Here is a 19,617-nt window from a genome sequence, read left to right on the forward strand (position 1 = left end):
CCGTAGCCATGGCTACGGTCTAGATATCTCAGCGTCTCTAAGGATTAACCTTTTTGAGCTAGAGCTACTTCTTCAGCGAAGCTTAGGCCTTCAACTTTCTCGATACCTTCACCTACTTCTAGGCGAACGAATGTAGAAACTGATGCGCCGCGCTCTTTAAGGATTTCGCCAACAGACTTCTTAGGTTCCATAACGAAAGGCTGACCAGTTAGTGAAACTTCGCCAGTGAATTTCTTCATGCGACCTTCAACCATCTTCTCAGCGATTTCTTTAGGCTTGCCTTCGTTCATAGCGATTTCAACTTGAACTTCACGCTCTTTAGCAACTACGTCAGCTGGTACGTCAGTTGGGTTAACGTATTCTGGACGAGATGCAGCTACGTGCATTGCAACGTGCTTAAGTGTTTCAGCGTCGCCTTCACCAGCAACAACTACACCGATTTTCTCACCGTGACGGTAAGAAGCGATAGCAGCACCTTCAACGTATTGTACGCGACGGATAGCAACGTTTTCGCCGATCTTAGCAACTAGAGCAACACGCTCTTCTTCGAACTTAGCGATTAGCTCTTCAACAGAAGCTTTAGAAGCTAGAGCTTCTTCTGCTACTTTCTCTGCGAATGCAGTGAAGTTGCCGTCTTTAGCAACGAAGTCAGTTTGACAGTTAACTTCAAGAAGAACAGCTACGCCTTCTGCGTCTTTGATGATGATTGCGCCTTCAGCAGCTACGTTACCTGCTTTCTTAGCAGCTTTAGCAGCACCTGATTTACGCATGTTTTCGATTGCTAGTTCGATGTCGCCGTTAGTTTCAACAAGCGCTTTCTTACATTCCATCATACCTGCGCCAGTACGTTCACGCAGTTCTTTTACTTGAGCAGCAGTAACAGCCATTCTGTATTCCTCGGTTGATTCTCGATAGGGTAAAAATCAGGGGCCTACATTTTCGGCCCCTGATGATAACTATAACTCAGTATATGCGACAACTAAGTTGCACATAAACTAAGAAAGACTCGGAGCCGCTATTATTCAGCTTCTACGAAACCGTCTTTTTCAGCTACAACAGCAACGTCTTTGTTACGACCTTCAGTTACAGCAGAAGCTGCAGCGTTTAGGTATAGTTGTACTGCGCGGATTGCGTCGTCGTTACCTGGGATGATGTAGTCTACGCCGTCTGGGTTAGAGTTAGTATCTACTACAGCGTATACTGGAATACCTAGGTTGTTAGCTTCTTTAATCGCAATGTGCTCGTGATCAGCGTCGATTACGAATAGAGCGTCAGGTAGACCACCCATGTCTTTGATACCACCAAGAGATTTCTCTAGCTTCTCCATTTCGCGAGTACGCATTAGAGCTTCTTTCTTAGTTAGTTTGTCAAAAGTACCGTCTTGAGACTGTGCTTCAAGATCTTTTAGACGCTTGATAGACTGACGAACAGTTTTGTAGTTTGTTAGCATACCGCCTAACCAGCGGTTGTTAACGTAGTACTGGTTGCTTGCGATTGCAGCTTCTTTAACAGCTTCAGATGCAGCGCGCTTAGTACCTACGAATAGAACTTTACCTTTCTTCTCGCCAACTTTAGCTAGTTCAGCTAGAGCTTCGTTGAACATTGGTACAGTTTTTTCTAGGTTGATGATGTGAACGCGGTTACGAGCACCAAAGATGAATGGCTTCATTTTTGGGTTCCAGTAACGAGTTTGGTGACCGAAGTGAACACCAGCTTTCAGCATATCGCGCATTGATACAGTTGCCATTTTAAAATCCTCTATGGGGTTAGGCCTCCACATTCCCCATGATTCCGACTAAGCTTCTGCTCAGCACCCCGGAATATGTGTCGGAATGTGTGTGATTTAAAGATAAATGTTTATGGAACTCATCTGCTTCGCCGCTTAGCCATGCTAACTGAAGAGAACAGACAATGTTTCCGGCGCGCTTTATATCACATTTCACCCTATATTGGCTAGTAAAAATTCCTCTCTCGCGGTGGTGAAAAAGCCTTTCCCCTGCGTAAAAGAAGGCTAGCTCAATGCTCTACATCATTTGTAAGCAAATAAATCCTATCTCTATGCACTCAAGCCAATTTGATACGCTCAACTTGGCAATTGCTTAAGCTACTTGGGTCTCGCGCGGCTTCCTGTTAAAATGTGTCGATTCGCACATTTTGCGTAAGAAGAGAAAGTAGAGAAAAGCCAATGTCAATCAAGATCAAAACGGCTGAAGAAGTCGAACGTATGCGCCTTGCGGGTAGCCTAGCTGCCGATATCCTAGAAATGATCGAACCTCATATCAAAGAAGGGGTAACGACAGATGAGTTAAACCAAATTTGTCACGATTATGCTCTAGAGAAAGGTGCCTACTCTGCTCCGCTCGACTACCACGGCTTTCCAAAATCCATTTGTACCTCAATCAACCACATCGTGTGTCACGGCATTCCGGCAACACAAGATGAACTGGGTGCAAACGGTCAAATGAAACCTGCTGTGCTTAAAAATGGCGACATCATCAACGTTGATATCACGGTTATCGTTCCTGACGATGAAAACGCTGATTTGAACGTGCGTCCAGCTGGCTATCACGGTGATACCTCAAAGATGTTCTTCGTAGGTGACGTATCTCCAGAGGATAAGCGTCTATGTATGGTCACACAAGAAGCGCTTTATGTTGGTATGCGTCAAGTTAAGCCAGGCGCGACTGTAGGTGATATCGGTACGGCGATTGAGAAGTACATCAAGACCAACAACAAAAACAACCCACGCAATAAATTCTCGATCGTAAAAGACTTCTGTGGTCACGGCATTGGTAACGAGTTCCACGAGGAGCCACAAGTTGTTCACTACCGCAACAGCGACCGTCGTCAGTTCAAAGAAGGCATGTGTTTTACTATTGAACCGATGATTAACGCGGGTAAGTTCGGTTGTACGGTTGATGCCGAAGACGACTGGACGGTATACACCGGCGACGGTAAGAAGTCAGCTCAGTACGAACACACCATCGTGGTGACCAAAGACGGTTGTGAGGTGTTAACGCTGCGTAGCGACGATACAATTCCACGTTTTATGAAAAATGCATAATTGAGATATCCCCGCTTTTGCGGGGATATTTTTTTGTCAGCAACGATTTGATAGAGTTAAGAAAACTCTATCACAACCTAGGCACGCTTAGGTCGAGATTCACCCAGCACGGATAGCCACTATGCCTTTTCAATCGCCACTCACATTCAGTGACGAGCAAATTAACGTTAGCGAGTTAAAAGCCCAATTAGAGCAGTTTGCTGAATACCAAAAGCAAGAGTTTAAAAATCATCACCCGGTCAGTGACCTAGTGTTAGGGCGCTCTGACTACACTGATTTACTGCTGACCCGCTTGTGGCAGTATTATGGTTTTGCCCAATTGCCGCACATCAGTTTAGTAGCCGTCGGTGGCTATGGTCGTGGTGAACTGCACCCCCTGTCAGACATCGATATCTTGGTGTTATCCAAAAAAACACTGCCCGATGCTCTCGGAGCAAAAGTTAGTGAATTTATTACCCTACTATGGGATCTGCGCTTAGAAATCGGTCATGCGGTGCGTACTGTCGAGCAATGCGGCGAGATCGGCAGCCAAGATCTCACCGTTGCCACTAACTTACAAGAAGCCCGACTGCTTACTGGCTGTGAAGAAACCTTCCACCAGCTCAAAATGACCGTCCACTCTGAGTCATTTTGGCCAAGCGAAGTTTTCTATAAAGCCAAAGTACAAGAGCAAGCCGAGCGCCACGCTCGCTATCACGACACCACCTATAATCTCGAGCCCGATATCAAATCCACCCCTGGGGGACTGCGCGACATTCACACCTTAAGCTGGGTTGCGCGACGCCATTTTGGCGCCACATCGCTGTTTGAAATGAGCCGCTACGGCTTTTTAACCGACGCTGAATATCGCGAGTTGGTAGAGTGCCAAGAGTTTCTTTGGCGCGTGCGCTTTGCCTTGCATATTGATCTAAGACGCTATGACAACCGCCTGACTTTTGCTCACCAACCACCTGTTGCAGAGACTCTGGGCTTTGTCGGTGAAGGCAATCGCGGCGTCGAAATGATGATGAAAGAGTTCTACCGCACTTTGCGCCGCGTCGCTGAGCTAAACAAAATGCTGCTCAAACTGTTTGGACAAGCGATATTAAATCGAGGTGTTGAGAGTTCGGTGCAAGTAATCAGTGAAGATTTCCAACGTCGAGGCAGCTTGATTGAAGCGCGCAAACCGGCTCTGTTCCAAGCGCGCCCCGAAACGATTTTGGATATGTTTCTACATATTGCCAATGACTCAACCATTGAAGGCGTATCACCGCCAACACTACGCCAGTTACGCACCGCACGTCGCCGTTTCAACAAGTTCCTACACACCATTCCCGAAGCGCGTGAGAAGTTTCTTGAGCTGTGTCGCCATCCCAACGCTTTGCACAATGCCTTTGGTTTGATGCACAAACTGGGCGTGCTGGCTGCTTATCTTCCACAATGGAGCCAAATTGTAGGTCAGATGCAATTTGACCTATTCCACGTCTATACCGTTGACGAACATAGCGTGAGATTACTCAAGCACATCAACACTTTTAGCTACGCTAAGAACCACAGCAAACACCCGATTTGCTGTGAGGTTTTCCCCCGTATTCAGAAAAAAGAGCTGCTGATCATCGCCGCAATTTTCCATGATATTGGTAAAGGACGCGGTGGCGACCACTCCATCATTGGCGCAGAAGAAGCCTATGCATTCTGTCGTGAACATGGCTTGTCGACGCCAGAAGCCAACCTTGTTTCTTGGCTGGTACGTAATCACCTACTGATGTCCGTCACCGCTCAGCGCCGTGATATTTACGATCCAGAAGTGATCACCGAATTTGCCAAACAAGTGCGCGATGAAGAGTATCTTGAATATCTGGTGTGCTTGACCGTGGCGGACATCTGTGCGACTAACCCAGAACTGTGGAACAGTTGGAAACGTACCTTGCTTGCCGAGCTGTTTTACTCGACTCAAAGAGCGCTGCGCCGCGGTTTAGAGAACCCAGTTGATGTGCGTGAGCGTATCCGTCACAACCAGCAGATGGCGTCAGCGCTACTGCGTAAGGAAGGGTTTAGCAGCCGCGAAATTGAAGTGATTTGGCAGCGCTTTAAAGCTGACTATTTCTTACGCCACACTCACAAGCAGATTGCTTGGCATTGTGCCAACTTATTGCGTCATACAGATCCCACGCAACCTTTAGTGCTGATCAGCAAAAAGCCAACTCGAGGCGGTACCGAAGTGTTTGTTTACACCAAAGACCAAAAGGGACTTTTTGCCACCGTTGTGGCTGAGCTCGACAGAAGGAACTTTAACGTCCATGACGCGCAAGTCATGACCAGTAAAGATGGTTATGTACTTGATACTTTTATGGTGCTTGACCAAAACGGCAATCCGGTTGAGGAAGGTCGTCATAAGGCAGTCGAGAAACATTTGGTGCATGTTTTAACGGATGGACGTCCGACCAAGATCCGTACCCGTCGCACGCCACGTAACCTGCAACACTTCAAGGTTAAAACCACGGTAGATTTTCTTCCTAGTAAGAGCAAAAAGCGCACCACGCTTGAGTTTGTCGCCCTTGATACTCCCGGGCTACTTGCTACCGTTGGGGCAACCTTTGCCGATCTCAACATCAACCTACACGCAGCAAAAATTACCACTATCGGCGAACGTGCAGAGGACTTTTTTATTATTACCGGAGCCGAAGGCGGCAAGTTAAGTGAAGAGGAAGAAATGGCGCTACGCGAGTGCTTGATTGCCAACGTAGCAGAGCTTGCTCCAAACTGATCTTAGCCACAAATTGATAAAAATATAGACAGTTCAACTATATCGCCGAGAACTAGGCTGCTACATTAAATGTGTTCAATTTAACTTAAGCTAAGCTTAGGTCATAAAACTCACAATTAATGAGGTAGCCTATGTTTCCACAATTAACGGGTCTAGGCATACAAGATCCCAAACAGATTGAGCGCTATTCTTTGCGTCAAGAAGCTCACAAAGACGTATTGAAAATCTACTTCCGCAAACAAAAAGGCGAACTATTCGCCAAAAGTGTCAAATACAAATACCCACGCCAAATCAAGAATGTGCTAGTAGATAGCGGCAGTCACAAGTACAAAGAAGTCACCGAAATCAACCGCAATCTCACCCTCGTGATTGATGAGCTCAATAGACTCACCAAGCCAGAAAAAAGCGCAGAAGTCGATGTGAAACAGAAAATCCTGTCGGATCTGCGTCATTTAGAAAAAGTGGTATCGAGCAAGATTGCCGAAATCGAGGCGGATTTGGAGAAGCTGAATTAAGTCTGGGAACACAAAGCGATGACATCGCTTTGTTACAGATGAGGGAACGCTGCGCTACGGAGTTTGCTTCATTCCATAAGCGTTAGCGTTCCGTAAGTGAAACGTATTATGCTGAGCGCTCCCGAAGCATAGCAGCGCCATGCGTTCCAAAAGCGGTAAGGTTACATCCAACCTGCGTATTTACCGACTAGGTAAAGGGCAACACCAGCCATGACACCGGCTACGATGTCATCAATCATGATGCCTAGACCGCCATGAATGCGCTTATCAAGCCAACCAATTGGCCATGGTTTTACCATGTCAAAAAAGCGGAACAAGATAAAACCTGTCAGTAGCCATTTCCAATCCGTCGCAGAAAGTTGCAACATCGGCACCACTGCCATAGTGATCCAAAAACCAGCAAACTCATCCCAAACAATCGAGCCGTGATCATGCACGCCCATATCATCAGAAGTCACCTGGCAGATCTTCACGCCAATCACACAAGCTGCCAATACAGCAAGCAGATAAGCACTGAACGGCAGTTGCACTAAGAGCAAATAAAAAGGAATCGCAGCTAAGGTGCCCATCGTTCCGGGAACGACCGGAGAAAGACCACTACCAAAGCCAGTTGCGAGTAAATGCCAAGGGTTCTTTAAAGAAATCAGAGAAAGAGGGTTCGTCATAATTCGGTCTTAATTGGTTTTGAAATGATCATAGCCGTTGAGCTGCCAAGCAAGAGCTTGACCTTGCTGAGTCAAAGTTAGCTTACCACTATCGTTAATCGTGCCAATGCGAGTAATTTGGCAATCAATCTCACTCACTGCCTGCCACATTCGCTGCTGGTTACCATCGGCAAGAGTAAAACAAAGCTCATATTCTTCACCACTGGTAAGAGCATATTGCTGAGCTTGCTGCTCACTGCCAACAAAGCCTAGTAACTGCTCAGACAGCGGTAACTGTTCAACTTGCAGTTGTGCGCCAACACCTGAGCGCTTAAGTATATGACCTAAATCGGAAATGACGCCATCAGAAATATCAATTGCCGCGCTAGCAATGCCTCTTAGCGCCTCACCTACCTGCGTTCGCGGAGTTGAAAAGTAGTGACGTTTTTCTAGCTCGCGCGCATAAGGCTTGCTCAGGTTGGCAGGCTCTAACACCACATCCAATCCGGCTTTACTATCACCAAGGAAGCCCGTGACATACACACCATCGCCGACTTTGGCACCACTGCGTTCTAACGCTTCCCCTTGAGGCAGAAGACCTTGTACCGTCAAGGTGATGCTTAGCGGTCCCTTGGTGGTATCTCCACCAATCAGCTGTAAGCCGTATTGATCAGCTAAAGCAAAGAAGCTGTCACAAAATGGGGCTAACCAAGTTTCATCCACTTCAGGCATAGTCAAGGCAAACGAAACCCAAGCAGGTGTCGCGCCCATCGCTGCAAGATCGCTGATATTTGAAGCTAATGCTTTGTGTGCCACCCAAGCCGGATTGGCAGAAGATAAGAAATGCGTATCCGCGACTAAGGTGTCAGTACTGATCGCAATGAGAGTCCCGGTAGAAGCCGCGACTAATGCGCAATCATCGCCCGCTGCCAACACAACATCACTGCGCTGAGCTTGCCGACCGACAAAGTACTTTTCGATGAGATTGAATTCGCCAGACATAGAATAGAGAGATGAGAAACCTAGGCTGTAGTATATAAAAAAGGTCAGCAAATGCTGACCTTTTTAAATTTAAATCGATTATTTCTTACGTACGTGCGGCGCAGCTTTATCAAGTACACCGTTCACGAATTTGTGGCTGTCTTCCGCAGCGAACACTTTAGCAAGTTCAATCGCTTCGTTGATAACCACTTTGTAAGGAACGTCTTCACGACGAGTCATCTCATACATAGCAAGACGTAGCAGTGCTAGCTCCATCAAATCCAAATCTTGCATTGGACGTGACGTGTATGGACGAATCTTACTATCTAGCTCTGTGTGACTTAGCACAACACCTGATAACAGGTCACGGAAGTAAGCAACGTCAGTGTCTGGCGCAGTTAGTGCAGGCTCTGATGCATGATGCTCTTCTTCATCATACTTACCACCTGATAAGAACTGCTCTTCAATTGTGGCAACATTGTCTTTAGTAATTTGCCAAGAGTAGATCGCTTGTAGAGCGAATCGACGTGCATTACGACGTGCGGCTGGTTTCACACTGGCCCCCATTAGGAATCAATTTCTGAAAGAACGTTAATCATCTCAAGTGCGCTTAGTGCAGCCTCTGCACCTTTATTACCAGCCTTGGTTCCTGCGCGCTCAATTGCTTGGTCAATTGTATCAACGGTCAATACGCCAAACGCCACTGGAAGGCTATATTCCAGAGAAACTTGAGCAAGACCTTTGTTACATTCACTGCAAACATAGTCAAAGTGTGGAGTACCGCCACGAATTACTGTACCTAAAGATACAATCGCGTCGTACTTACCTGTTTTCGCTACACGTTGAGCCACAAGAGGCAATTCAACGGCACCAGGACAACGAACAACAGTGATGTTGTCTTCGCTTACTTGTCCATGACGCTTTAAAGTATCGATTGCACCAGACAATAGACTTTCGTTAATAAAACTGTTGAAACGAGAAATAACGATAGCAATTTTTGCGTTTGGCGCTGGGAAGCCACCCTCGATCACTTTCATAAGCCTTCCTTTAACTATGTTCATCAAGTGAGAATCGCCGGATTCTAGCACAAAACTGTGAGCAATATCTAATAGGTTTTTACATATCCAAAACGAAAAAGCGAGATGTCATAGACACCTCGCTTAATTATTTGAAACTACGACGCTTGTTACTCAGTAATATACTCAATCACATTCAAGCCAAAACCGCCTAACGCATGGTAACGCTTGTTGCTTGATGAAAGCAGGCGCATGGCATGCACACCAAGATCTGCCAGAATTTGTGAACCGACACCCACACGGCGTGAAGTGCCCTGCTTTTTCGCCAGCGTCGGTGCTTTGCCCTGATCTTGCGCTTCAAACATCTTAACGCGATGGATGAGCAGATCCGTTGGTTCTTCATTGCCAAGAATCACCAACACACCGCCTTCTTGACCAATACGTTTCATCGCTTTGTCGAGCGTCCAACTGCGCTCTGCATTGCGATCGCTACGTAATAAATCAGTAAAGGTATCTTGTAGATGCACGCGAACCAAAGGCGCAGCCGCCTCTACACTCTCTTTACACAAAGCATAGTGCACTTGATTGTCGATGGTATCGCGATAAGTTACGAGATTAAACTCACCAAACTCGGTTGGCAGCTTACACTCCGCCACTCGCTCGATAGTGGTTTCGGTGTTATTGCGGTACTCAATCAAATCCGCGATAGTACCAAGCTTCAAGCCATGTTTTTCGGCAAACACTTCCAGATCTGGGCGACGCGCCATGGTGCCATCGTCGTTAAGAATTTCGACAATCACCGACGCAGGTTCAAAACCAGCTAAACGAGCTAAATCACAACCCGCTTCAGTGTGTCCAGCTCGGGTTAATACGCCACCTTCTTGTGCCGCCAATGGGAAGATATGTCCCGGCTGCACAAGATCTGCGGCTTTAGCATCTGGCGCAACAGCTGCCTGAACGGTGCGTGCGCGATCAGCGGCAGAAATACCCGTCGTCACCCCTTCAGCCGCTTCAATTGAAACAGTAAAGTTGGTGGTGTACTGCGCGTTATTGTCTTGCACCATCGGTGGAAGACCAAGATTTTCACAACGCTCTCGCGTCATGGTCAAACAGATCAAGCCTCTTCCATAAGTCGCCATAAAGTTGATCGCTTCTGGCGTGATATGCTCGGCAGCCATAATAAGATCGCCTTCATTCTCACGATCTTCGTCATCCATCAGGATAACCATTTTTCCTAAACGAATATCTTCGATAATTTCTTGAGGCGTACTAATTGGCATCTTCCATTCCTATTTCTGACTGTTCTTTTCGCTCACTAATCAGGACACGATACCCTGATCGCCGTTAGGCAAAGCCATTTTGTTGTAAAAATTCCATCGTAATGCGCGATTCCGGTGCTTGAGCTTGCTGACTAGTTAGCAAACGCTCCATATAGCGAGCCAAAACATCGACTTCTAAATTGACTTTGCGTCCAACGTGGAAATCAGCAATCGTGGTTTCTTCACCGGTGTGCGGCACAATAGTTAACTTAAAGGCATTCTTACGTAATGCATTAACCGTAAGACTAATACCATCAACAGTAATTGAGCCTTTTTCTGCCACGTATTTGCTAATCTCTGCCGGCATCGCGACCCAAAACTCAATCGCACGCCCGACTTGGTTACGCTCGACGATTTCACCAACCCCATCAACGTGCCCTGAAACAATGTGTCCGCCAAAACGGGTTGTCGGTAACATCGCTTTCTCAAGGTTCACTTTGCCACCCACTTGGTATTGACTAAAGCCGGTTTTATTAAGTGTTTCTAGCGATAGGTCAGCGGTGTAACTGTTAGAATTAAATGCCACCACCGTCAGACAGACCCCGTTAGTGGCGATACTGTCACCGAGCTTTACATCGCTCATATCAAGCTTGCCACTATCAACCGTGACACTGATATCTTCGCCTTTTGGCGTAATGGCAGTTAGCGTACCAACTGCTTCTACTATTCCAGTAAACATAACTATTGTTCTTTATAGATTGGAGTGGCAATGATGCGAATATCCGGCCCCACTAAGGTTACCTCTTTGATATTCAGATCCATCACCTCTGCCATAGAAGTAAGACCTAGCGCGCCGAATAACCCGCGCCCATCACTACCCATCAGTTTAGGCGCCAAATAGATAACCAGTTCATCAACCAGCCCCTGCTTTATCATTGAGCCTGCTAGTGTCGCGCCCGCTTCTACCCAAAGGTGATTCACATTGTGCTCTGTCACTAAGGTATCCAGCAGGTGAGTCAAATCAATCTGCTCTAACTGATTAAGCTGATAAGCCACCTCGCCTTGCGGTGAGACACGCAAGATTTCACCGTCAGTAGTAAACAGCTTTAACGCACGGTCTAACTGATTTTGACGGTCCAATATAACACGCGGCGGCTGGCGAACTTTATCTGCTGGATATTTGACTTGTATGGATAAAGGCAAGTCACTCCAACGCACGTTAAGAGACGCATTGTCCTCTATAACAGTTTTACTTGTGGAGAGAATCGCGCCTGATTTGGCGCGGAAAGCTTGCACATCTTGGCGAGCTTGAGGTGAGGTAATCCACTGGCTTTGTCCATTTGCCAACGCCGTTTGCCCATCTAGGCTGGCGGCCATTTTTAGTTGAACAAAGGGCTTGCCCGTTTCCATACGTTTAATGAACGCAGGGTTCAATGCGCGAGCATCGGCTTCCAATAAGCCAACTTGTACTTCGATGCCAGCATCGCGCAGCATCTGAATACCACGACCAGCAACTTGCGGGTTCGGGTCTTGCATGGCACAAATGACTTTCGCCACTTTGGCTTTGATCAACCCTTCAGCACAAGGTGGTGTGCGGCCGTAATGAGAGCAAGGCTCAAGTGTAACGTACGCTGTTGCACCTTGCGCTTTATCGCCAGCCATACGCAGAGCATGCACTTCGGCATGCGGCTCACCCGCTTTGGCATGAAAACCTTCACCAACAATCTTGTTGTCTTGGGTGATAACGCAGCCGACATTAGGATTCGGCGCGGTGGTATAGATACCTTGCTGCGCGAGTTTGATCGCGCGCTGCATCATGGCGTAATCTTGTGTATCGAATTGAGCCATAATGACACCTATTTAGTTTTCTAGTTTTGCGATTTCTTCGCCAAACTCACGAATATCTTCAAAGCTGCGGTAAACCGAAGCAAAACGAATATACGCAACTTTATCCAGCTCTTTCAGCTGTTCCATAACTAAGTTACCCACCATTTCACTGGGTACTTCGCGCTCGCCAGTAGCACGCAACTTAGATTTGATCATGCTGATCGCCAACTCAACAGCATCGGCACTGACCGGACGCTTTTCTAGCGCACGCTGTAAGCCGCCGACCATTTTATCTTCATTAAATGGTTCACGATTGCCGTTCGATTTAATCACGCGAGGCATAACCAATTCTGCGGTTTCAAAGGTCGTAAAGCGCTCGCTACACGCCAAGCACTGTCTGCGACGACGCACTTGATGGCCATCAGCCACTAATCGAGAATCGATAACTTTGGTATCAGTCTCAGAGCAAAAAGGACAATGCATATTACCTCCATATCAATGCCAGTAGTGTAGCGGAATTAGCAACTTGAATAAAAGAAAAAGGGGCTTGATAGCCCCTTTTCACTGCATATTTCGCATAAAACTTCGATGAATAAGCTTTTAGCTGCGTGTCAGATAGTTTGCTTTACCCACCCACTTGTAGCTAGTGAGCTCTTCTAAGCCCATTGGACCGCGTGCATGCAGCTTCTGCGTTGAAACCGCTACTTCGGCACCAAGACCAAACTGCGCACCGTCAGTAAAACGAGTCGATGCATTAACATATACTGCCGCAGAGCCCACGGAGTTAATAAAACGTTCCGCATTGGTCAGGTTGTTCGTCATGATCGCATCAGAGTGGCTGGCATTGTGTACACGCATATGGTCAATCGCTTCTGCCACATCCGCAACCACTTTTACGCCTAAGGTGTAGCTTAGCCATTCCGTATCAAAATCGCCTTCACCCGCATCACGCAACTCCTGCGCATTACCAAGTAATGCTTTCGCTTTCGGCTCTGCCACTAGAGCAACTTTGCCATTGAGGCGCTCAGCAAGCATAGGTAAAAACTCTGCCGCGACAGTTTCATCAACCAACAAGGTATCGAGCGCATTACACGCTGAAGGACGCTGCACTTTCGCGTTTTCAATTACATCAAGTGACTTAAACAGATCGGCGCTTTGATCGATAAAGATATGGCTAATACCAAAACCACCAATGATCACAGGAATGGTGCTGTTCTCTTTACACATTTTGTGCAGACCAGCGCCACCACGTGGAATGATCATATCAACATAATCATCCAACTTAAGCAGTTGTGAAACCAGTTCACGATCTGGCTTTTCAATGTATTGCACCGATGCAGCAGGCAGACCTGCTTTCGCCAGTGCAACTTGAATCACCTTAACCAACTCCATATTAGAGAAGAAGGTCTCTTTGCCACCGCGTAAAATGCTCGCGTTACCAGTTTTTAAACACAAAGCCGCAATATCAATCGTTACGTTAGGGCGCGCTTCATAAATAACGCCGACAACACCAAGCGGAACGCGGCGGCGAGACAGCGACATGCCATTCTCTAGCACTTTACTATCGATTTCACTGCCAACAGGATCGTTAAGGCTGATCACATTGCGCACATCGTTGGCGATGCCCGCTAAACGAGATTCGTTAAGCAAAAGACGATCAAGTAGTGCATCAGTCAAGCCTGCTTGGCGACCTAACTCGATGTCTTTTTCATTCGCCGCTAAAATGTCGGCAGCATTCGCTTCTAGCTCATCTGCAATGATGGCGAGCGCTTGGTTTTTCTGCGCAGTCGAAGCTGTCGCAAGTACGAAAGCAGCATCTTTCGCTGCTTTACCCATATTGGTTAAATCCACGTCAATTCTTCCTTTCTGTCCCTTATTGCTTGAAACCACCGCTACATGCCTGCTGGCACAAACTTCAACGGCGACTTACACAGTCACTAAGCAGTAGTTTCAAGTGCTTGGATTTATCTTTTTGTTATTCTTGAATCACGACCATATCATCGCGGTGCAATACTTCAGCGCCGTAGTCGTAACCTAAAATCGAGAGGATGTCTTTACTATGTTTGCCAAGAATCTTGCTCATATCTGCGCTTGAATAGGCAGAAATACCACGAGCAATGAGTTTGCCTTCTTGGTTAGTAATACGAACCACATCGCCTCGAGAAAACTTACCGCTCACATCCAAGACACCTTTTGCAAGCAGGCTACTGCCTTTCGTGATCACCGCGTTTACTGCGCCTTCGTCAATCACTACATCGCCCGCTGCCGCTGGACCAGCTAAGATCCAACGTTTGCGGTTTTCTAGCGCTTCTTCACAAGGTAAGAAACGTGTGCCTTGAGGATCTGAACTTAACGAGTCAAAGATAACATTTGGCGCACTACCTGCTGCAATAATTACTTCAATGCCAGCTCGGCGAGCAATATCTGCCGCTTGCAGTTTGGTTGCCATGCCGCCAGTGCCTAAATTGGTGCCGCTACCACCCGCGATTTTACGCAACGTATCATCGATGGTTTTCACTTCTTTGATCAGCTCAGCATTCGGATCTTTGCGCGGGTCAGCAGTAAAGAGACCTTTTTGGTCAGTTAGCAACAGTAGTCTATCGGCACCACACAAAATGCCCACCAGCGCAGACAAGTTGTCGTTATCGCCCACTTTGATTTCGTTAGTTGCTACCGCATCGTTTTCGTTCACGACCGGGATAATATCAAAGTTCAGTAGTGCATTAATGGTGTCACGGGCATTAAGAAAACGCTCACGATCATCAAGATCGGCACGCGTTAGCAACATCTGCCCAATTTTCATCCCATAAATGGAGAACAGCGATTCCCAAGTTTGAATCAATTGACTCTGTCCTACTGCCGCAAGTAATTGCTTACTTGCCATCGAGTTGGGCAGTGCGGGGTAACCTAAATGCTCACGACCTGCTGCAATTGCACCAGACGTTACGATAACCACTGAATGACCAAGTTTTTTGAGCTCTGCACACTGACGTACCAACTCCACCATATGAGCACGGTTAAGTTGTAGCGTACCGCCAGTTAATACACTGGTACCAAGTTTCACAACCACAGTTTGAGGTTGCATAACTTTTCCGCATTGTTGATTCGTTGTCATGATAAATTGAATTAATAAAAAACAAGAGCTGATGTTTTATCAATCAACAGCCAATTAAACAAGCAGAAAAGGCGCCATAAGACGCCTTTTTATTAATCAGAGAGAAATATCTGTATCAATTAAACAAATTCAACAGATTCTTTATGGAGAGTCACCTCAATTGCATACTCTTCTTTAAGCATTTCAACCAGTGACTGATGAAAACTATTTTGAATACGATTGACATCAGCAACCGCATTTTTTGGTAGTGCCCCTTCTATCCATTCGCCTTGATTGTTGTACTTACCGATTCGGTAGCGTGCCGCAAATTGGTTCTCTTGTTGCTCTAACTCAAGCCACCAGCCCCAAAACTCACGCTCCTCGGGAGACTTCTTGTCATTTACACATACACCCAAGCAATCGAATAGATAAAATCCCTCTTCACTTTGCGGTTCTCTCAAGTAAGGACCCAATGCCCTTAAACTGGTTAACAAGCGAAAATGCGTCGGAATCTTCGTCACTTTTGACATATAGACTCTCCATTGTTTTTAGTTGTAATTGAGTTCGACCTCATTGTGAACTCAACCTTACTGTTCACTAAATTAATAGAGAAGTCATCTCATTAACTCATCTTCGAGCCATTTGATCGCCAAATCGAGCGCTTGCTCATATCCTTGTGTAATTGTCTTGGAACTGATTTTCTTCGCTTTACCATAGTCACTAAAAAGTGCCACTAGTTGATTGTCACTATGCGGTGAAACCGGATCACCTTCTAAGCTCAACGCTAAAATCGGCACCTTCGTTTTACGGCTGCCTAATATCCCTTGCGCCTTGAGTGACCACGCCCGCATTTGTGCAGACAGGCTACCGATATCCACTACCTCTTTACCGATTCTTGTCGCCAACAGATCGAGGTACATTTTGGACATTTTTTTCAGTTTTTCAGGCGAAGACAACACATCATGAATCGGGGCACCAAGCGCGACGCAGGCTTTAATTTTGCTTTGTTCCATAAATGACAAACGCACTAAGGCGTTGCCGCCAAAGCGAAAACCAATTAAACCGACGCGATAGTGGTCAACCCAAGGTATCGACGGTACCTCATCCAGCACCGCTTGGTGAATACATGAGGTATCTTCTGTGAGAGTCCAGTGGCTTGAATAACCAATCGACGGCATATCAACCGTCAGCATCGCGATACCTTTCGGTGCCAAGTAGTCGCGGAACAAACGCCACATGTCGCTTTGCAATGAATCAAGACCGGCACTGACAATCACCACAGGTTGCGGCTTTTCTGTGCTGGTAAGATGCAGATGAGCGGTAACTTTTTTGCCCTTAAAAGGCACCTCAAGACGTTTAACGATAAAACGTGTTTTCTTGGTGGCTTCGTGATACGCCTTATTGGCGAGCAATTGCGCTTGCTGAGCAAGGTTGTCATTTTTAAGATGCGGATAACCGGCAATGCTAAAACACAGCGAAGCGTTAAACAGTTCATCCGCCACCGCTTCGCCTTGCAGTTCATTGGCACGCTTTTGATGACGCATGCCTAACTTAGTCCATTCGTACGTCCAGTTACCACTGTGATAACCCATCACAGTATCGAGCCATTGATCATGGGTGCGTGAGTGTTTTGAACCAGCGATACGAGCCAGAACTTCTTCCATTTCTATCGGGTCAATCCCCTGCCACGTCCATTGCAAGCGATGCAGATTGCGATACCAACTGTGGTTATCTTTCTCACGCATTTCATCGAGCAAAACTCGATTGGTCGGCATATAACGGGTAAGTTCGGATGTCTCTTTTGCCTGCTTATGTTTCACAAACAGGGTTTCAGAGAGATTCTTATTCTCAGTTTCTGACATACTGGTACCTAGCTTTAACATCTATCGCCAGTTTAAACCGATTTATGACTGAAAAGTAAGACGATCTAAACGGGCAAAACATCATTCATACTAGTAGATAAATCACAAAGGTAAAAAAAATGACCCTAGCGGGTCATTTTAGCAATTATGCAAACTTTATTTTTGCTTACGATTGATTGGCTCAACGTATTGAACGACGGTGTCCCAAGGTTGCTCGATCCATGTATCTTGAGCAATATCGACCACGTAGTCATCGAGCAGTGCAGCACCTGATGGCTTAGCACATACAGCAATAAGTTTCGCTTTCGGGTACATCTCACGTAGTTTACGCGCAGTATCACCGCTATCTACTAGGTCTTCTACAATCAGGTAGCCTTCACCGTCGCCTTCTGGAGCTTTTAGAACGCTCATGTCACGTTGGTGATCATGGTCATAGCTAGAGATACAGATAGTATCTACATAACGAATGCCCAGTTCACGCGCTAAAATAGCACCTGGAACAAGACCACCACGGCTTACAGCCCAAATACCTTTCCACTGTTCAGCTGGCATTTGTTTTTCAGCAAGTTGACGGCAGTAGTTCTGCATGTTGTCCCAAGTAATAATGAATTTTTTACTCATTGTAATAACCTAATAATTTTAAAATCTTGCGTCCCCGGATACGCAAATCGAGCTCTCATGCAGAAACTAGCAGAGTGCGAACAGCTGAATGGGGGACAAGCTGCGCAAACGTTTATTCTACCCAATCGAGCAGACAATACCAATGAGGAATTTCCTTGAATAAAAGAAAAGCCATAGCAGTGTGATCTACTATGGCTTTCCGATTAGTCCTTTTCCCATCCACTAAGTCAGTGCGTTTTCTCAGTGGAATCTATAGGTTATGCAATAAGGTACTTGACGATAAAGATAGCCGACAGCACCCAAACACTCATCGATACATCGCGACCTTTGCCGCTCAGTAGTTTAATCGCTGCGTATGAGATAAAACCAAGCGCAATACCTTCAGCAATTGAGTAAGTCAGCGGCATTAGCAAGCAGGTCACAACCACAGGTGCAGCTTCTGTTAGATCGCGCCAATCAACACTCACTAGACCCGACATCATCAAGATAGCCACGTAGAACAGTGCACCCGCCGTTGCGTAAGCTGGGATCATGCCCGCTAACGGTGCAAAGAACAGAGCTAAGATAAATAGCAAACCAACCACAACAGCAGTAAGACCAGTACGACCACCCGCGGCAACACCAGCGGTTGACTCTACAAATGACGTCGTACTTGAAGTACCTAGCATCGCACCAACTGAAGTTGCCGTTGAATCGGCAAGCAGCGCTTTGCTTAGGCGAGGCAGTTTGCCATCTTCTTTAATTAGGTTAGCTTTAGTCGCCACGCCCACTAGCGTGCCAGCAGTATCAAATAAATCAACAAACAAGAAGGCAAACACAACAGAGATCATGCCCACTTCAAATACGTCAGCAATGTTCATTTGCATTAGCGTTGGTGCAATACTTGGTGGCGCAGAAACTAACCCGCCCCACTGCACGTCACCGACTAAGATGCCGATTGCTGTAATAATAAGGATAGCGATCATTACCGCGCCACGAACACCACGGTATACCAAGCCAATCGTTAAGAAAAAGCCCAATGCTGCAAGAGCTGGCTTAAGACTAGTGATATCACCACGGCTTACTAGCGTTGCTGGGTTATCAACCACGATACCTGCGTTTTGCAGACCGATAAACGCAAGGAATAAACCGATACCAGCAGAAATACCCGTACGTAGCGAAAGTGGAATTGAGTTGATGATCCATTCACGAACTTTGAAAATACTCAAAGCCATAAACAAAATACCAGAAACAAATACCGCGCCTAGCGCGACTTGCCAAGTGTGACCCATACCTAGCACAACACCATAGGTGAAGAAGGCATTTAAACCCATACCAGGAGCAAGCGCTATTGGGTAGTTAGCCACTAGACCCATGATAAAACAGCCAATCGCAGCGGCTAAACAGGTAGCGACAAACACCGCGCCTTTGTCCATTCCCGCATCGGCAAGCATTGCAGGGTTAACAAAGATGATGTATGCCATGGTTAAAAAGGTGGTTAAACCTGCGATTATTTCCGTTTTAACAGTGGTACCATTCTCACTGAGCTTAAACAGTTTCTCGAACATGGTCGAATCCTATAAAAATTTGAGGTAAACGTTTGCGTAATCGATTGGCTGGGATTATAAAGTTATCAAATAACAAATTCCAGATAGAATTATCACTCTAATTAATATTTTTCTGCCAACCTAACCAACTGACTTAGCGTATTTCGCTAAAAACCAGTAACTTATCTATATTTTTCAGCAGTTAAGCAAATCAAAACCAGTGACGGTTATTTGGTGATTATTCGTACCATGTAGCAAACTTTCACTATTAGTAAGGCTATTTATCACCCACAAAACTGATGCATATTCGGCTTAAAGTGAAAATTTGGGCAGAGCAATATCGATTGTAGAGATGTGGGTGCTTGCAGGGAAAATCTAGCGGATAAAAAAACGCCACTCAAGATGAGTGGCGGTTGAATCATGTCAGCTTAAAAATAAAAGCTGTAAAAAAATTCCAATAAT

Annotated in this window: 19 protein-coding genes; 3 read left to right on the plus strand and 16 right to left on the minus strand. The window is 46.2% G+C overall.

Going from position 1 to position 19,617, the window contains the following annotated elements; all coding sequences use genetic code 11:
- Positions 1-44: 44 nt before the first annotated feature.
- Together tsf and rpsB are read right to left on the minus strand one after the other, a co-directional pair.
- The gene (gene tsf, locus DPF93_RS12550; protein WP_114766495.1) at positions 45-887 is read right to left on the minus strand and encodes a translation elongation factor Ts; all 843 of its coding nucleotides are present in this window, start codon (positions 885-887) and stop codon (positions 45-47) included.
- A 131-nt stretch (positions 888-1,018) separates the two neighbouring features.
- Complete coding sequence (gene rpsB, locus DPF93_RS12555) at positions 1,019-1,747, minus strand: 30S ribosomal protein S2 (RefSeq protein ID WP_075649516.1); 729 nt, start codon at positions 1,745-1,747, stop codon at positions 1,019-1,021.
- A gap of 438 nt (positions 1,748-2,185) precedes the next feature.
- Between rpsB and map the strand changes: the two genes are divergently transcribed.
- The 3 genes from map (at position 2,186) to DPF93_RS12570 (ending at position 6,325) form a co-directional block, all read left to right on the plus strand.
- Entirely contained in the window at positions 2,186-3,064 is an 879-nt protein-coding gene (map, locus tag DPF93_RS12560; RefSeq protein ID WP_114766496.1) for a type I methionyl aminopeptidase, read from the plus strand.
- Positions 3,065-3,185: 121 nt separating this feature from the next.
- Positions 3,186-5,810, plus strand: a complete 2,625-nt coding sequence (glnD, locus tag DPF93_RS12565; RefSeq protein WP_114766497.1) for a bifunctional uridylyltransferase/uridylyl-removing protein GlnD — start codon at positions 3,186-3,188, stop codon at positions 5,808-5,810.
- Positions 5,811-5,941: 131 nt separating this feature from the next.
- On the plus strand, positions 5,942-6,325 hold the full coding sequence (locus DPF93_RS12570) for a DUF3461 family protein (RefSeq protein WP_114766498.1): 384 nt from the start codon (positions 5,942-5,944) through the stop codon (positions 6,323-6,325).
- A 161-nt stretch (positions 6,326-6,486) separates the two neighbouring features.
- Here DPF93_RS12570 and pgpA read toward each other — a convergent pair whose 3' ends face one another.
- From pgpA to DPF93_RS12640, 14 genes are all read right to left on the minus strand, one after another.
- A complete protein-coding gene (gene pgpA / locus DPF93_RS12575) occupies positions 6,487-6,990 on the minus strand; it encodes a phosphatidylglycerophosphatase A (protein ID WP_114766499.1) in 504 nt (167 codons plus the stop codon).
- 9 nt (positions 6,991-6,999) lie between these two features.
- Positions 7,000-7,971, minus strand: coding sequence for a thiamine-phosphate kinase (thiL, locus tag DPF93_RS12580; RefSeq protein WP_114766500.1), 972 nt, complete (start codon positions 7,969-7,971; stop codon positions 7,000-7,002).
- Positions 7,972-8,049: 78 nt separating this feature from the next.
- Positions 8,050-8,517, minus strand: a complete 468-nt coding sequence (nusB, locus tag DPF93_RS12585) for a transcription antitermination factor NusB (protein ID WP_114766501.1) — start codon at positions 8,515-8,517, stop codon at positions 8,050-8,052.
- Complete coding sequence (gene ribH, locus DPF93_RS12590) at positions 8,517-8,987, minus strand: 6,7-dimethyl-8-ribityllumazine synthase (RefSeq protein ID WP_005440184.1); 471 nt, start codon at positions 8,985-8,987, stop codon at positions 8,517-8,519. The genes nusB and ribH overlap by 1 nt, the downstream gene beginning before the upstream one ends.
- 149 nt (positions 8,988-9,136) lie before the next feature.
- Positions 9,137-10,246, minus strand: a complete 1,110-nt coding sequence (gene ribBA / locus DPF93_RS12595) for a bifunctional 3,4-dihydroxy-2-butanone-4-phosphate synthase/GTP cyclohydrolase II (protein WP_114766502.1) — start codon at positions 10,244-10,246, stop codon at positions 9,137-9,139.
- A 64-nt stretch (positions 10,247-10,310) separates the two neighbouring features.
- Entirely contained in the window at positions 10,311-10,964 is a 654-nt protein-coding gene (locus tag DPF93_RS12600) for a riboflavin synthase (protein ID WP_114766503.1), read from the minus strand.
- Positions 10,965-10,966: 2 nt separating this feature from the next.
- Positions 10,967-12,073, minus strand: a complete 1,107-nt coding sequence (gene ribD, locus DPF93_RS12605; RefSeq protein WP_114766504.1) for a bifunctional diaminohydroxyphosphoribosylaminopyrimidine deaminase/5-amino-6-(5-phosphoribosylamino)uracil reductase RibD — start codon at positions 12,071-12,073, stop codon at positions 10,967-10,969.
- Positions 12,074-12,085: 12 nt separating this feature from the next.
- A complete protein-coding gene (gene nrdR / locus DPF93_RS12610; RefSeq protein ID WP_114766505.1) occupies positions 12,086-12,535 on the minus strand; it encodes a transcriptional regulator NrdR in 450 nt (149 codons plus the stop codon).
- A 117-nt stretch (positions 12,536-12,652) separates the two neighbouring features.
- A complete protein-coding gene (locus DPF93_RS12615) occupies positions 12,653-13,903 on the minus strand; it encodes a glutamate-5-semialdehyde dehydrogenase (RefSeq protein WP_114766506.1) in 1,251 nt (416 codons plus the stop codon).
- Positions 13,904-14,027: 124 nt separating this feature from the next.
- Entirely contained in the window at positions 14,028-15,167 is a 1,140-nt protein-coding gene (proB, locus tag DPF93_RS12620; protein ID WP_114766507.1) for a glutamate 5-kinase, read from the minus strand.
- Positions 15,168-15,286: 119 nt separating this feature from the next.
- The gene (crl, locus tag DPF93_RS12625) at positions 15,287-15,676 is read right to left on the minus strand and encodes a sigma factor-binding protein Crl (protein WP_114766508.1); all 390 of its coding nucleotides are present in this window, start codon (positions 15,674-15,676) and stop codon (positions 15,287-15,289) included.
- A gap of 84 nt (positions 15,677-15,760) precedes the next feature.
- Complete coding sequence (gene frsA, locus DPF93_RS12630; RefSeq protein WP_114766550.1) at positions 15,761-17,008, minus strand: esterase FrsA; 1,248 nt, start codon at positions 17,006-17,008, stop codon at positions 15,761-15,763.
- A gap of 156 nt (positions 17,009-17,164) precedes the next feature.
- Positions 17,165-17,629, minus strand: coding sequence for a xanthine phosphoribosyltransferase Tet(34) (gene gpt / locus DPF93_RS12635; protein ID WP_075649531.1), 465 nt, complete (start codon positions 17,627-17,629; stop codon positions 17,165-17,167).
- A gap of 257 nt (positions 17,630-17,886) precedes the next feature.
- Entirely contained in the window at positions 17,887-19,176 is a 1,290-nt protein-coding gene (locus DPF93_RS12640; RefSeq protein WP_114766509.1) for an NCS2 family permease, read from the minus strand.
- Between the last annotated feature and the right edge of the window lie 441 nt (positions 19,177-19,617).

Origin of the sequence: Vibrio rhodolitus, assembly GCF_003350325.1 — a bacterium.
Classification (GTDB): Bacteria; Pseudomonadota; Gammaproteobacteria; order Enterobacterales; family Vibrionaceae; genus Vibrio; species Vibrio rhodolitus.